Source organism: Shewanella eurypsychrophilus, assembly GCF_007004545.3.
Classification (GTDB): Bacteria; Pseudomonadota; Gammaproteobacteria; order Enterobacterales; family Shewanellaceae; genus Shewanella; species Shewanella eurypsychrophilus.
In genome coordinates this window covers 3,798,460-3,814,031 of the sequence record NZ_CP045503.2, presented here as the reverse complement: position 1 = coordinate 3,814,031, position 15,572 = coordinate 3,798,460, and the positions used below count along the sequence as shown (strand labels likewise).

Below are 15,572 nucleotides of genomic sequence, written 5' to 3'. Positions count from 1 at the left end.
ACTTACCCTACTATAGTCATTCTAGCCAGCTAACATAGCTTTCTTAAGGCTATTTTGAGCCGGGCTATCGCCTAACCAAATCTTCAATAATGCTTCTCTAAAGGCTTCACTTGCGATGCTAGCCTGCTCAACCTCATTTTTAAATGCGATAACACCTTTGCTTTTACTGGTTACAAAAGTGAACTGATCGCCTTCTACGATTTCATTACTGAAGAGCGCCATAAAGGTATCTATCTGCACTTGAATCGCTTTTGTATCACCATCGGTTGCATCATCAAACCCATCGATAATCGCATCCCGCATCTTCTCTGAGGTGATCATACCTGAAGTGATATTGAGTCTAACGACTGCATATGGTGCGGTCAGTACGGTTTGAAGATCGCTAGCCTTGCTGGGAAGGTATAAACTTCCAACGTATAGGTCCATAAAAAACTTACTGCGAACGCCGGCACCGTTGAGCTGAAGCTGCGTATCGGCAAGTTTTATCTGTTCAGAGACGTCAACACCAGAGATCTCTTTCGCCGTTGCAGTGCATGATAGAAAAGCGGCACTAAATAGTGCGGCTTTAGAAAACGTACTAATGAGGGACATCAGATAACCTCTGTAATTGTCATTATTATGATAGGGTGAGTTAACTAGCCACGATGACCAATTTGGTATTGACCATTTTGAAGGATCAGCGCTGCTTGTTTCTGTTTAGGGGAGATAAGCAGTGGGCCATCATCAAAAAAGAAAAAACATTTCCAGTTACGCACGAACACATCCCAACGCGTTTCGATGACCTGATATTTTTCATAACAGAAATAGACAACCGCATCATCTGCCCAGTCAAAATGAGCGGCAAACATCTCAGGTAAAGCTGGGTCTTCACTGTCCCAAGCACTTTGCCAGTCATCGGTTTCAGTCCAGACATCCCCTTTAGCTGCCCAGTCTCCTTTAGAAAACTGCTCTGTACGGCTACTGCGGTTACTGATCCATTTGTTCCATACTTGCATCGAACCTTTCTGATCTAGTGGCTTAATAAACGCTTTATCTTCATCGGTTACTGGTAGATCTTTATGATTAAAAATCCATTTACGTGTGTATTGTTCTAGGGAGATGTAGGTATTGTTAGTGTTCAATGTGCACCGTCTTATATTACAGCTAAAATGAAAATCAGGGTAAATGTATCATTTTATCCACTAAGAGACATTAATTAGGCTGCTTATTTTTATCTTATGTCGGGGGTAACTATTTATGGCGTGACATTTGCAGTCTGTTATATTTAACGATAGTGTCAAAAAGTAGTTACTAGTTCACATTTTTAACCGATATATCAGGTGATTGGATATGGATAGCAGTTGGTTAAGGGCATTGATTAGTCCCTTTCAAACAATTTTAGAAGCAATTAAAATTCTGAATACTGAAGATTTTCGCTTGGTTCTCGTTGTTGACAAGCAAAGGCGCTTACTAGGCACTATTACTGATGGGGATATTCGTCGTGGAATTTTACGAAATATATCCTTAACTTCAAAAGTCGAAGACATAATGTTTCGTTCTCCGATTAAGGCGCCTAAAGGAGCTTCAAAAAGAGAGTTGGCAGCTTTGATGGAAGTTAACTCTATCTCTTCGATACCTTTGATTTATTCAGATAAGGTTGTTGGATTAACTACTCTCAAATCTGTTACTGCACAGAGAAAGCACAATAACCCGGTTTTTTTGATGGCTGGGGGGTTTGGGACTAGATTAAAACCATTAACAAATCACTCACCAAAGCCACTGTTGAACGTAGGTGGTAAGCCTATCTTAGAAACTATTCTATTAAGTTTTATTCGTGCAGGGTTTGAGAACTTTTATATCTCAGTTTTTTATATGCCCGAGATGATTAAAAATTACTTTGGCGACGGAAGTCGCTGGAATGTAAATATTGAGTATATTGAAGAAAAAGAACCATTAGGTACAGCAGGGGCACTTGGATTACTGCCCAATAATTTGTCTGAACTGCCATTGATTATGATGAACGGTGATATTTTAACGAATGTAGATTTTGAACGTTTACTGGATTTTCACAATGAAAATATGGTGGCGGCAACCATGTGTGTTAGAGAATATGAGTATCAAGTTCCCTACGGTGTGATCAAAGGAGAAGGTAACCGTATTCTTTCAATGGAAGAAAAACCTATACAGACCTTCTTTGTTAATGCAGGGATCTATGTATTGAGTCCCGATATGATTAAAAGCGTGCCAGTTAATACGCGTATAGATATGCCAGATCTTCTCGATGGAGCATTACAAAAAGACCAAGAAGTGCTTATGTTTCCAATCCATGAATATTGGTTAGATATTGGCAGAGTTGATGATTTTGATAGAGCACAGAATGATATCGCTCGCTTAGGGTTTTAATTAAAGCATGAATAGAAAAGTGTTAGCCTTGATACCAGCTAGAGCTGGAAGCCAAAGGCTCGTAGGTAAAAATATTAAACCGCTACATGGCAAACCATTAATTGCTTGGAGTATAACTGTTGCCTTGTCTACACCAGGTATTACAGATGTGGTTGTAACTACTGATTGCGATGATATTGCTGCTATCTCGAAAGTATTCGGAGCTGAGGTTCCTTTTCTGCGACCAGCTCACCTTGCAACACCTCATGCATCTTCGATCGATGTTGTTATACATGGCATAGAAAGCATGTCCAAACTAGGTAAAAACTATGACTATGTCCTTCTACTTCAACCTACATCTCCGTTGAGAGAGGCCCGAGATATTGAAGCTGCACTTTCTCTGATAGAGAATGGCAGGGTTAACGGGGTTGTATCAGTTTGTGAGTGTGAACATAGTCCTTTATGGTCCAATGTTCTACCGGACTCAAATTCCCTTGAGGATTTTATTCCCGAAGAACTCAACGATGTTAGAAGCCAAGATTTACCAAGGTATTATCGCTTTAATGGGGCTATTTACTTGTATAAAATCGAATCTTTGATGAAAAGTCGCAGCCTGTTTCTTGCTCCTGAAGTCGTCGCGCTTCCTATGGTTCAGGAGAATTCAATCGATATTGACAACGAACTCGACTTTAAACTTGCCCAGCTTATTCTAGAGCAGCGTATTAAACAAACTGATAAATCAAATGAGGGAGTATCATGTTAGGTCAAGAAACTATTCAAACTGAGTTTTCACTCAATCGTTATGGTGAAAAATACCTTTATGATATAAATAAAATCTCATTTGATCGCTATGATTCTATTTCGGTGTTTAATGCACATTTTAATAATGAGTTATGGGAAAATAACACATTTAACGTCATTATCGGCACAGACTCAGGGCTCTTAGTTGATTATGTCATTAAGAATAAACCCGATGATGATTCAGTATTTCTGTTTATTGAGTTGCCTGAGATTTTTCATAAAATACTCGAAAATGTCGACATCGATAACTGTAAAAATATAGTTGTTACAACACATGATAAACTGGAAAAACTGGTTCAGGAGTACCAAGCTCCACAGTTTATTTTTAAAGATAAATTACGATTTTATGAATCACTTGGGGCGAGAAGTGATATCTATCATTCACTAAAATTTAGTGTTCATCATGATTTAGAAACGATCTCCTTCGGCAATAGGGTCTCTTTAGGAAGTGAGAACTTTATCATAAAACAGTTAGAAAATTTATGTGAAAATATTGTTCCGGCTGGTGGATTAGAAGATAAGTTTTTTGATAAAACCTGCATTATTTTAGCTGGGGGGCCGTCCTTAGATCTTTGTTTAGATTGGGTGATAGCAAACAAAGATAAGTTTATTATTATTGCAGCCTCTCGAATATCCAGACGCTTACAACAAGTTAATTTGGTACCGGATATTGTTGTGTGCGTGGATCCGTTTGAAGAGAGTTTTGATGTCAGCAAGGAAATGCTGAACTTCCCGGAATCCGTAGTTTTTGCAAATTGTTACCACGTGGTTCCGAATTTATTATCTCAGTGGCATGGGCCTAAGATGTACTTGGGCGCTAAATATCCTTGGACGACTAAGAATAACAAAGACAATTTTGGTTCTTCTGGGCCGACTGTCACTAACTTTGCCTGTTTGTTGGCACTGAATATGGGCTTTTCAAGGGTCTTGTTAGCAGGAGTCGATCTTTGCTTCTCAAAAGAAGGGTACACGCATGCGAAAGGCAGCATTGAAAGTGGGCATGGCCCATTATTAACTGCCGAAGGTCTCTGGATTGAAACCAATACTGGAGAGATGGCTGAAACTCAGATCCAACTCGTGACGGCAAAAGAGACCATGGAAGAGCTTTTCGACAACAGAAGCCACAAAAATCATGAGATTATTAACCTTTCTTTATATGGTGCAAAAATCCAAGGCACGGACTATCGAGATTTTAATGATATTGATTTTGACGCCGATATTGATGAAGCTAAAAAGCAAATAAGACATTACGCAGCGAACTTGGAAAAGCAAGACCTCAAGGTATCTTATAATCAAGTGCTTTCTGAAGTTAATAAGGTAGAAAAAGATCTCTGTGAAGTCATGACCTTGGCTACTAAAGCGATAGAGGTCAATGAACTGCTATATGTTGATGAACAAAGTAGTACAGATGAAAAATATTTGCATAAAATTGGACGGATCCAATCGAAGTTAGATAAGAAATATAGCTATCTTTCAAAGCTACTCAAGGTATATGGTTTAGGCTACTTTGTCTCTTTTATGGATCCTGGAAGTGTCGATGAGTGGGAAAAAGATAAACTACGTGAGAGTGGTAAACTGTATTACCGTGCGTACTTCAACAGTGCTAAAGGGCTATTGTATTTAGTACGGAAAGCAAAAAATAGAACAGAATCGAGGTTGGAAGAACTAAAGAAAAATCCTGACTTTGATAGCATTTTTGCTCAATGGGAACAAGACTCTCAATTTGGAAGAGCTGTTATCTGGAAAGATAATCAAAGTTTGGATAATATTTCAGAACAAGTGAAGCATCAGTTTGAAAAGCACATCGAACAATTTTATCTCGAGCTAAATGAGCAAGATACTCTGCAGTCACAAATTGTATCTAAGTTGGCTAGTATTGATAATATTGATTCCAGAGTGATGCAATTGTTTGCAAAGAAAAATATAGAGGCATTAAAGAAAATCTCTTTGGGACTTTCGCTTCAGTCGAGCCAAGATGCAAACTGTCAGTCGATGACGAGTCTAGTTGACGGGTTAGTTTTGATGCTAGAAGGCGATAAAGTTAACGCACTGGCAATGTTGCAGAAAACAAGTTCAGAGAAGCATAGAGTTCATGCACTAAATCAAATAATTGCCTTAAGCCTATCATTAAATGAGTTAACTTCAGCCATGGACAGTCTGGCTGAGCTCAGTGAGTTTTCACCCAGATATTTACCTAAATTAGCCCACTTGCAGTTTCTTACACAAGATAATTTAGCCGCGGTCGATAGCTATAATACGTATCTGCAATTATTCCCTGAAGATGTTCATGCTTGGCTTGAACTGGCAAAAATATTTATCGCACTGGGTGTCTGTGATGCTGCTGAAGTGGCTTATACCGAGGTGTTGAGGTTAGACCCTGATAATGTGGTTGCTAGTCAGCAATTAGAATTAATATCACAATCAGTTTGAATATATGGATAAAATTAACAGCAGTAGTCAGTTAGGTATGATGGATTTATCAAGAGGCAAGACATGTTAAAACAAATAGGTAGGATGGAGCTGACGGCTGTGGTCAACGCCTATATTTCAATGAGTCCATTTTACCAAGATAAATATGGCTTAGTTGAAAATGATGATTTTGAGGCTTTACCTTTTCTATCGAAACATGAGCTGTTGGAAGACCAAAAAAAGTATCCGCCTTTCGGGACTAATTTGGCTTGTTCTCAAGAGGACATTATCAGAATTCACCGTACCTCAGGAACAACTAATAGCCCATTGCTTATAGCCATGACTGAGACAGATCTACAGCAAGTTACGAATATTGGCACGACGCTATTTAAGCTCGTAGGTATGTGCACACAAGATACAGTGTTTAATTGCCTCAATTACAATATGTGGATGGGAGGGTACACAGACCATCAGAGCATGGAGGGAACTGGGGCAGCCATCGTGCCATATGGTACTGGGTACACAGATAGTTTAATTGAACTTATTTGTAAGATGCCTGATAGTTCAATTCACTGTACCCCATCATATTTGAGTGTGATTAAAGATAAGCTGGTTAAACGAGGGCTTAAACCAAGAGATCTGAAGCTAAGAAATGGTTTTTTTGGCGCAGAGGCTGGATTAGGTAATCCTGAGTTTAGAAAAAAAATTGAGAACGAGTGGGGCATAGAAGCCTTCAATGCTAACTATGGTATCTCTGAAGTGATCAGCATACTTGGCGCTGAGTGCAGTGAAAAAGATGGGCTACATTTCGGCGCATCGGAGGCACTATATCTTGAGCTACTGAATAGTGATATGGAGCTTATTCCCATCACATCTGGCGCTAAGGGTGAACTCGTTGTCACGCATTTAAAAAAGCAGGCTCAGCCACTGATTCGTTATCGAACAGGTGATATTTTTGAGATAATTTCACTCGACAGTTGCGCATGTCAATTCAAAGGCTTTAAGTTCTCGATTAGTGGTCGTGTGGACCAAATGTTGAATATAAAGGGTGTGAACTTTTATCCTGAGTCACTACGAAGTATTGTTTCTTCTTATTCCGAGTTAACCGGCAACTATAAGGTGATAGTGTCTAAAGAAGAGCCCATAAATTCAATCTCCGCACTTATAGAAGTCAAACAAAAATCAAGCATTCATGAAGAGCTGCTTACTAGACTGATAAAAGAGATTAAAGTTAGTCACAACGTTTCCTTTGAGATCATACTCACAGAAAAAATTGACTTTGTAGGTAATAAAAGCAAATTACTGGAGAGAGTGTAAATGTATAAAATCAAGCAAAATGAAATAGGTGTCTGTGATGTTGCAACTTATTTAAATACAAAGATACATTTCTTTGAAGAATTTTATATCTCTCATCCATCTTCCCCTGATATGGCAAAGTCGAATAGTATTGTCTTTCTTGAACACTGTACTAGGGCATCACTGAACTCTCTGCCTAAGGACTGTTTATTACTGACTCAGGTGTTTGAAACTGAAGAATTTAAAGTAAATGAAGTTAATCCAGCGATCATATTCACTGACACGCCGGAGTTAGACTTCTATCGGGTTGTGAGTGAGTTTTTTGTTCAAGAAAGCATCTTTAGCATTCACCCTTCAGCAGTTCTTGATAATAGCGTCAAGCTTGGGGTTAATGTGAATGTGGGTCAAGGAAGCTATTTAGCTGCCGGTGTTTCAGTTGGTAGTAATACCTATATAGGTCGTAATGTCATTATTCATGAAGGAAACCATATTGGTACTAATTGCCATATAAAAGATGGCGCAATAATAGGCTCTGAGAGTTTCAAATTTGTCGAAGATGATCGACACCTTTCTATGACTCCATTTTTTGGACACATTGTGATTGAAGATAATGTTTGGATAGGTGCTAACGTAATATTGGAACGTCCTGCTTTTGATGCTCATACGATTGGAGAGAATGTTAAGATTGACGATCTAGTTCAAGTTGGTGCTGATGTGTCTATAGGTGCTAATGTGCAGATTGCTGCGGGCACGATTGTCGGTCGAAACGTTAGCATAGGTTGTCAGTGTAAGTTAGGTATTAATACCGTGATTAAGCCTAATGTTAAGATTGGACAGCAAGTGTCGACAGGTATTGGTAGCGTGGTTATTTCTGACTTGGGTTCATCAAGTGTGTATGTAGGCAACCCAGCAAAACTATTAAGAGCGGATTAAGGTAACATTATGGCCGGACTCGTAAATGGTGTATTTAGACCTAAAGTTTCTAAGTATCTTCGTCAGCTCATTAAGCATGTTCAAGAAACTGAGGGAGAAGACTCTGGAGCATATAAGGCATTAGTCAATCAATACGTTTACTCCGAAAAAGAGGAGGAAAAACATGAAGAGGTTAATCTGAAGCATTATGAGGCTATAGTTGAAGAAGACGATAGCAAAGGCTTGCCAAAAGGTATTGAGCGGCTATATAGAAGACAACTTGTTATCGATATCACTATGGTCTGTGCAGCCCATTGCCGATATTGTTTACGCGCTTATTATGATACTTCACAGCTCAAAAAATCAGATATCGATAGAATAGTTGAGTATTGCGCAAAAGATATTAATCTTAAAGAAGTGCTTGTGACTGGGGGAGACCCCTTTATGGTCCCCAACTTACTCAAGTACTTAATCACCACATTAGTCGAAAAAGCACCGAATATTAAGGTTGTTCGTATTGGTACAAGAGTACCAGTTCAAGAGCCTAAAATGCTAAACGATGAGATGTTTTCATTCCTCAAAAATTATTCTAAGTCTTTGATGATAGAGGTGGCCATTCAGATAAATCATCCTATCGAACTTCAACCGGTCACACTAGAAATACTGAGAAAGCTACAAGATTCTGGAGTACGTATTTATTCTCAAAATGTGCTGCTAAAAGACGTCAATGACGATATAGACACGTTAATCACCTTATACGACGAGCTCCGTTATCTAGGTATCGAAGCACATTACCTTTTTCATTCTATCCCGATGAAAGGAACTAATCATCTTAGAACCTCAGTTGCTAAAGGCCTTAAACTGATAAAGCAATTAACCTCGAGTGGCATGATTTCTGGCCGGGTAAAACCAACCTACGCTTTGATGACTTATATAGGTAAAGTGACGCTCTATGATGGCACCATCTTGAAGAAAGATGATTCAGGCTACCTGCATATCAAGACTAATTATAGAGTGAGTGATAGACAGATCTGGAATGAGACATATCAACTTCCTAAAGACCAAGCATATGAAGATGAAGATGGTTTTATTATTGCTAAGTATTTAGATGGTGATGATCACACTCATATTGCGGTGAACCTGATCGATGGAGACAAGTAAATCGTGGAAGATATTATTCTTTTTGGGTGTGGTGAGCATGCCAGAATGGTGATTGATAATATTGAGCAGCAAGGAAAGTTTCGTATTTTTGGTTTACTCAGCAATGATGAAGATGAAATAGGTATTAGAGTTGCTGGTTATGAAGTCATAGGTAAAGATGAAGACATAGAATCGATTCTAGTGAAGCATAAGCAAATTGTTGGCTACTTCTTAGGTATCGGTAATATGCAGGTAAGAGAGAAACTTGCAGTATGGCTAGCACAGAATATCGAACTCCCAGCGGTCAATATAATTCACCCTACTGCGATAGTGTCCAGAAGTGCCATGTTTGGTACTGGAAACTTATTTGAAGCTTACACTAAGTTAGCAAATGATACCCACATAGGTAATCACTGCATCATTAATAGTTTTACGGCGGTTAATCATGATCAAACCGTGGGGGATAATGTGCTTATTGCTGGTGGTGTCAGCCTTGCTGGGTGTTCAATTGGTAGCAACAGCATCATAGCCGATGGTGCAAGTGTTGGTTTTAAGGTGTCTATCGGCCGAGATTGTATTGTGGGCGATGGAGCGGTTGTAACCAAAGACATCCCTGACAATGTGATCGTATACGGTAATCCTGCAAAAGTGATTCGAAAAAATAGAACAGAATCAACTTCGGAGTTCATGTCATGAATTCGGATAAAGTGTTTATTATTGCCGAGGCTGGAGTCAACCATAACGGCAGCCTTCAGCTTGCTAAAGAGTTAGTGGATGCTGCTGTCGAATCTGGTGTCGATGCGGTTAAGTTTCAAACCTGGAAGACTGAGCTTGTGGTTACACAAGATGTCGGTAAAGCCGAATATCAAGTTAGAACAACGACAGGGAAAAATACTCAGTTTGATATGCTGTCGAAATTGGAGCTGCCTTTTAATGATTTTAGGGAGTTAAAATCCTACTGTGATAGTAAAAAAATTATGTTTCTTTCTACTGCCGATGAAGAGGTGAGTGCGACGTTCTTATTGGAGTTGCAAAACATCTTTAAAATTGGTTCAGGCGAGCTTACTAACCTTCCGTTTCTTCGCTTTATCGGCGCTTTAAAGAAAAAGGTTATTCTCTCGACTGGGATGGGCAATCTCGGTGAGGTGGAGTCAGCGCTTAAGGTTTTGATTGATGCAGGCACCACTAAAGAAGATATCACTGTACTGCATGTGACGACCCAGTACCCGACACCTATGAGCGAAGTAAACCTAAAGGCAATGAATACTATCCAAGGTGCATTCGATGTCCGTGTTGGTTACAGTGATCACACTATGGGTATAGAGGTCCCTATTGCTGCAGTCGCTTTAGGTGCCCGAATCATAGAGAAGCATTTTACCTTGTCTCGTAAGATGGAAGGCCCAGATCATCAAGCATCGCTTGAGCCAAGTGAGCTAGCACAGATGGTATGTGCCATACGCAATATTGAGCTTGCTCTCGGCAATGGAATTAAGCAGATACAAGATTGTGAGCAACAAAATAAAAAAGTTGTTCAAAAATTTATTGTCGCCATTAAACCGATTATGGCTGGGGAGGCATTTACAATTGATAATATTGCTGTAAAACGTGCCAGTAGTGGTTTAGAGGCTAAGTATTGGAACTTGGTTATCGGCCGTCAATCCGATCAAGTTTACAGTACTGATCAATCCATCGCTATTTGAGTACCCAGACTTATGACTAGAAGAAAAATTTGTGTTGTTACCGGAACGCGAGCAGATTTTGGTTTGCTCGTGCCACTTTTACAGATGATCCGTGATGACGAAGCATTAACACTTCAGTTAATTGTTACTGGGATGCACCTGTCTCATGAATTTGGTTTAACTTATAAAGAAGTTGAAGCCGAATTTTCGATAGATAAAAAGATAGAAATATTACTATCTTCAGATACGGGACTCGGCATTGCTAAATCTGTTGGTTTAGGACAAATCTCGTTTTCTGATACCTTTGCCGATCTTAACCCTGATCTACTCTTAGTACTAGGCGATAGGTTTGAGATCTTCTCAGCGGTCTCTGCCGCCATGTTCATGCGCCTGCCAGTGGTGCACCTCTATGGTGGTGAGCTGACTCAAGGTGTGATGGATGATGCGATCAGGCATAGTATTACTAAGATGAGTCATCTTCACTTTACCTCTACAGAAAAGTATCGTCAGAGAGTTATCCAACTAGGAGAGCTACCCGATAGGGTATTTAATGTCGGCGATACATCAATCGACCGTATTAAGCAGCTGAGGCTTTTATCAAGATCTGATTTTGAAAAGGCAATTGACTTTAAGCTAGCTAAACGAAATCTAATGGTGACATTTCATCCTGTTACGCTTGAACAAAACAGTGCTCAACGCCAGTTCTCTCAGCTTCTGGCTGCCATCGATGAGCTAGATGATACCCATATTATTTTTACAAAGGCTAATGCGGATGTTAACGGACGAGTGATCAATCAAATGTGTGATCACTATGTGAGTAATAACTTCCATAAGGCTAGGGTGTTTACCTCTTTAGGCCAGCTGAAATACTTATCAGGCTTACAATTTATGGATGCAGCAGTGGGAAATAGTTCTAGTGGTTTGGTTGAAGCGCCAAGTTTTAATATAGGTACTATTAATATTGGTGACAGGCAAAAGGGGCGACTTGTTGCTGATAGCGTCATTACTTGTAAGCCAGAGCATGTAGCCATCACTCAGGCTCTCGAGAAACTATACTCTGCAAACTTTCAGGCTTCATTGAAAAGCATCGACAACCTTTATGGTGATGGCAATGCCAGTCGTCAAATTTATCGTATCTTGAAAGCAGTAGATTTGGAAAATATTATCTGCAAACCTTTCTATGACCTGCCAAGTACCTAGTTTAGTCAGCTTTCAAAACCGGTGAGCTAGGCAGGTTTATTAATCTTTTGGCGAGCCAACTAGCGTTCCGCTGTTCATCACGCTCGGCATGTTGAAATAAAGGTAAAGAGTGCATTAACTGCCATACAGGCCTGGTCATCACATTAGCCTCATTGGTTTTAACTAGAAACTCCTCTCTAAGGGCCGGGTCTGGTAGTAAAATTGCGTTTAACCAATAATTTGAACGACAATTACTAGGCTCTGTGACGAAATCGAATCGACTCGACGCGAAGAAGCTTTGATATTGACTGGCAAGTCGTCGCTTAGCCTTGACGTAATTATCTAATTTCTCCATCTGGGCACAACCCAATGCGGCATTAAGGTTAGGTAGTCGATTGTTGAAGCCATAAGCATCATGATAAAACTCAAAGGGGTGAGCCACTTTTGCTGTGGTATTGATATGATGTGCATATGCAGCATCCGCCTGATCATGACAGATTAAGATGCCACCTCCACCTGTGGTGATAATTTTATTGCCGTTAAAACTAATGGCTGCAAAGCGTCCAAAGGTACCCGTATGTTTGCCCTCGTATGTAGAGCCTAAACTCTCAGCGGCATCTTCAATCAACGGAATATTCCATTGTTGACTAATCACTAACAATTTATCGAGTTCAGCGGGGTGGCCGAAGGTGTGCATAGGCACGAATGCCTTGATGGTTTGGCCACTGTTTTTATTCCGGCAAATACCGTCATCACAGAGTTCTGCGTGCTGATTGAGGTAGTTTTCTAGTGCCCTAGGGCAGAGACTTAGGTGCTCTTTAGAGACATCTATAAATATGGGAGTGGCACCAAGATGATGAATTGTATTACAAGTAGCCACAAAGGTTAGAGATTGAGTGATAACCAGATCGCCCACTCCAACACCGGCTAAGTATAGGGCACTCTGCAGTGCTGCCGTTCCATTGACCATGGCGACTGCGGAGTTGCTACTTAAGTAGCTTTGTATATCTTGCTCAAATTGAGTGACAAATTTGCCAATACTCGAGACAAAGCTACTGTTAATGGTTTCGTTAACTAGCTTAGACTCCCTGTCATCGAACTGAGGCGCATGTAGAGGAATAAACGCATTCGTTTTGTAGGTGTGACGAATAAATTCTATGGTCAATGAAATGTCAGTATTCATACTTAAAGATCTTGGCTTATTATTGGGTTAACGGTTGTAAATGTCAGTTTTGTAATGGGATAGATTATCTTTATTACAAAACCAATTGATTGTTTTTTCTAATCCTTTCTCGATTGAATACTCTGCTTTATGGCCGGTGAGCTTGAGAATTTTGCTGTTATCACCAAACAATCTGAACACCTCTGACTGAGCGGGTCTTATTCGAGTTTCATCGCTAATAAATTCGACGTTACTGGCCATGATTTTTTTGATTAGATCTAAAGTATCGGCGATAGAAATTTCACTATTAGAAGCTATGTTGATAGTTTCACCGATACAAGAATCATTTTGTGCCAGCGCTATAAAGCCACGGCAGGTGTCGGTGACATAGTTAAAGTCGCGAGTTGGACTGAGATCGCCGAGCTTTATTTCCTGTGCTCCAGCCGCTATTTGACTAATAATTGTAGGGATCACTGCGCGGGCAGACTGTCTAGGTCCGTATGTATTGAAAGGTCTAGCAATAGTCAAAGGCAGCTCAAAGCTATTATGAAAGCTCATTGCCATGCTATCGGCGGCAATTTTAGAGGCGCTATAGGGCGACTGAGGTTGCAAAGGGTGGTGCTCATCTATTGGCACGTATTTGGCCGTACCATAAACTTCACTAGTCGAGGTATGGACGATTCTTGTTACCTTGTTTTCCAGTGCCGCCTGGCAGATGTTGAGTGTTCCTTTAGCGTTGGTTTCAAGATAACTATCTGGGGCAGAATAAGAATAGGGTATGGCTATCAATGCTGCGAGGTGGAAAATGATGTCGATATCTTTGGTGATCAGCTTACAAAAATGGGGATCGCGTATATCGCCACAGATAACTTCTATCTGCTTGAGACATCGAGTATTTTCCAGCCAGCCCCAATGATTAAATGAATTGTATTGTGATAATGCTCTGACTTGGAAGCCATTATCTACAAGCAATTCAACTAAATGTGAACCGATAAAACCATCGGCGCCAGTGACTAAAACTCTGTTCATAACAATAACCTTACCTTGCTAATTCTATTTCTATTTTATCGACTAGCTCAATGAGTTCAAACTTCAAATAATCAGCGACTCCCAGCCAATCCTGTCGTGATTGAGTGGTAATCGTCGCCTCGATGATCTGATTGAGCTCAGTCTGTAATTCGGGTGAAAGGGTGTCAAAAACACTGATAAATTGTTCAGAAATTTCAGCCAACAGAGTCAATGCTTCGCTTTCTTCACCCAAAATAAAGTGATCTGCAGCTTTATGTAAGTCATTTTTTATTTTGTCAACCTTAGTCATTGGGGAGACTCCTTACGACTTTACAGCCTTTTATGGCCGCACCTTCAACATTGATATTGATGAACTCTCGGTCAGGCACTGAGGCAATATATTCTTCCATTGACTCCAGATAACTCAAGAAACTTAGACTCGTGATCACCTTTTTACCTCGATTGTCGTAAACCCACTGATGTGATGCTTGGCCACTAATATGCATATTCAATTCACCATCTGCCCAGCCCGTGTGGGTTTTACCATTTGGAAACGCGAGATCACATCCAAGTAAATAATTAGCCTTACCGCCCATCTTTACGGCGAGATCTAAGGCTGGATGTATTACACTGCCACCGGAAAATAGTGAACTATGGCGCTTAATTTTACGCAAACTGTCATAGAGAACACCCTCAGTATAAGCGATATAGCGAGGACCCTTCCAAGACTCTATGACATGTTTATTCAGTCGTGGAAAATATACTAAAGTAATATTTTCAGAACGACTGAAATTGAGATGCTTTTCATCAATTATCTCATCCATGGTGACCACTATATCAGGTGTTATTCCAGCATTTAGCAGTGGCCGCATAGCGGTGTCGACAGCTATAACTAAAGATTTTCTATCTCGTGACTGCAGTATTTTCAGCTGTTCGAGGTAGCCTGATAGGGAAGGACCAGTACCGACAATGAATACTGAGCTTCCAGAGTAAGAGTTGAAGAGTAGAGATACGTCTGGATCTGTTTCTATCAAATAGCGGTTATCGCTAAATCGTTGGTTTATTTCTGTATTATCAGCTTGGTGGGCTTTGGCTGAGTATAGGGTTTGAAAATGTACTAATATCTGGTTTCTCAGGCTTGCACCGTTATCAGCAGCTAGGACGACTTCACTAGGAATACTGACAAAGGGTTTTTTCAATTTCATGTTGGCAGAAGCATTAACTAGTTGACAGCGTTCATCAGACAACCAGTCTGTTTGATCAGTATAAGTTAACACAAGCTTAAAAACTGTTAGATTAAGAAGAACGATTTTTATTTGTTTCAAGTAGTCTAGCAGTATCAACTGTTTGGCAATATCCCCCATTCCAATACCATAGACGTTGACTGTATCTAGTCTCGGCTCAAGAGTTGAAATCAATAGGTCTATTTCTGCTTGTCGATCGTGACGGCTACTAAGCTGGATACCATTAATGCTGATCGTTTGATTGAGGCCTGAAATTATCGATGCATCTAGTGCTTCTATTGATGTTGCTATTAAGGTATCGGCCAGAGATGGCCATCTTCTATAAATGATATCTAGATTTTGCTGAAGTAGATCTGACAATGTGATTTCCTCAGAGAGTGT

15 protein-coding genes are annotated in these 15,572 nt (G+C 40.1%); 9 read left to right on the top strand and 6 right to left on the bottom strand.

From position 1 onward, the window contains the following. Nucleotides 1-21 precede the first annotated feature (21 nt). Together FM038_RS16230 and FM038_RS16225 are read right to left on the bottom strand one after the other, a co-directional pair. Complete coding sequence (locus FM038_RS16230; protein WP_142874384.1) at nt 22-591, bottom strand: chalcone isomerase family protein; 570 nt, start codon at nt 589-591, stop codon at nt 22-24. 44 nt (nt 592-635) lie between these two features. Continuing rightward, entirely contained in the window at nt 636-1,121 is a 486-nt protein-coding gene (locus FM038_RS16225) for a DUF2947 domain-containing protein (RefSeq protein WP_142874383.1), read from the bottom strand. 208 nt (nt 1,122-1,329) lie between these two features. Between FM038_RS16225 and FM038_RS16220 the strand changes: the two genes are divergently transcribed. The 9 genes from FM038_RS16220 (at nt 1,330) to neuC (ending at nt 11,798) form a co-directional block, all read left to right on the top strand. After that, the gene (locus FM038_RS16220) at nt 1,330-2,382 is read left to right on the top strand and encodes a nucleotidyltransferase family protein (RefSeq protein WP_195873094.1); all 1,053 of its coding nucleotides are present in this window, start codon (nt 1,330-1,332) and stop codon (nt 2,380-2,382) included. Between the two features lie 7 nt (nt 2,383-2,389). Beyond that, entirely contained in the window at nt 2,390-3,124 is a 735-nt protein-coding gene (locus FM038_RS16215; RefSeq protein WP_195873093.1) for an acylneuraminate cytidylyltransferase family protein, read from the top strand. Beyond that, the gene (locus tag FM038_RS16210; RefSeq protein ID WP_195873092.1) at nt 3,118-5,592 is read left to right on the top strand and encodes a 6-hydroxymethylpterin diphosphokinase MptE-like protein; all 2,475 of its coding nucleotides are present in this window, start codon (nt 3,118-3,120) and stop codon (nt 5,590-5,592) included. Before FM038_RS16215 ends, FM038_RS16210 begins: the two co-directional genes overlap by 7 nt. A 63-nt stretch (nt 5,593-5,655) precedes the next feature. After that, nucleotides 5,656-6,888 carry a phenylacetate--CoA ligase family protein gene (locus FM038_RS16205; protein WP_142874379.1) on the top strand — a complete coding sequence of 411 codons (1,233 nt, stop codon included), beginning with the start codon at nt 5,656-5,658 and terminating at the stop codon, nt 6,886-6,888. Next, a complete protein-coding gene (locus FM038_RS16200) occupies nt 6,889-7,800 on the top strand; it encodes a DapH/DapD/GlmU-related protein (protein ID WP_142874378.1) in 912 nt (303 codons plus the stop codon). 9 nt (nt 7,801-7,809) lie between these two features. After that, a complete protein-coding gene (locus FM038_RS16195; protein WP_142874377.1) occupies nt 7,810-8,940 on the top strand; it encodes a radical SAM protein in 1,131 nt (376 codons plus the stop codon). A 3-nt stretch (nt 8,941-8,943) separates the two neighbouring features. Then, the gene (locus FM038_RS16190; RefSeq protein WP_142874376.1) at nt 8,944-9,615 is read left to right on the top strand and encodes a NeuD/PglB/VioB family sugar acetyltransferase; all 672 of its coding nucleotides are present in this window, start codon (nt 8,944-8,946) and stop codon (nt 9,613-9,615) included. Beyond that, nucleotides 9,612-10,619 carry an N-acetylneuraminate synthase gene (gene neuB, locus FM038_RS16185; RefSeq protein WP_142874375.1) on the top strand — a complete coding sequence of 336 codons (1,008 nt, stop codon included), beginning with the start codon at nt 9,612-9,614 and terminating at the stop codon, nt 10,617-10,619. The genes FM038_RS16190 and neuB overlap by 4 nt, the downstream gene beginning before the upstream one ends. Nucleotides 10,620-10,631: 12 nt before the next feature. Beyond that, nucleotides 10,632-11,798: a UDP-N-acetylglucosamine 2-epimerase gene (gene neuC / locus FM038_RS16180; protein ID WP_142874374.1), complete on the top strand. Its 1,167-nt coding sequence runs from the start codon at nt 10,632-10,634 to the stop codon at nt 11,796-11,798. A gap of 1 nt (nt 11,799) precedes the next feature. Here neuC and FM038_RS16175 read toward each other — a convergent pair whose 3' ends face one another. The 4 genes from FM038_RS16175 to FM038_RS16160 are packed head-to-tail and all read right to left on the bottom strand — an operon-like array spanning nt 11,800 to nt 15,551. Further along, on the bottom strand, nt 11,800-12,960 hold the full coding sequence (locus tag FM038_RS16175; RefSeq protein WP_142874373.1) for a LegC family aminotransferase: 1,161 nt from the start codon (nt 12,958-12,960) through the stop codon (nt 11,800-11,802). Nucleotides 12,961-12,987: 27 nt separating this feature from the next. Continuing rightward, nucleotides 12,988-13,968: an NAD-dependent 4,6-dehydratase LegB gene (locus tag FM038_RS16170; RefSeq protein WP_142874372.1), complete on the bottom strand. Its 981-nt coding sequence runs from the start codon at nt 13,966-13,968 to the stop codon at nt 12,988-12,990. 10 nt (nt 13,969-13,978) lie between these two features. Next, the gene (locus FM038_RS16165) at nt 13,979-14,257 is read right to left on the bottom strand and encodes a hypothetical protein (protein WP_142874371.1); all 279 of its coding nucleotides are present in this window, start codon (nt 14,255-14,257) and stop codon (nt 13,979-13,981) included. After that, entirely contained in the window at nt 14,250-15,551 is a 1,302-nt protein-coding gene (locus FM038_RS16160) for a motility associated factor glycosyltransferase family protein (RefSeq protein WP_142874370.1), read from the bottom strand. The genes FM038_RS16165 and FM038_RS16160 overlap by 8 nt, the downstream gene beginning before the upstream one ends. Nucleotides 15,552-15,572: the final 21 nt, after the last annotated feature.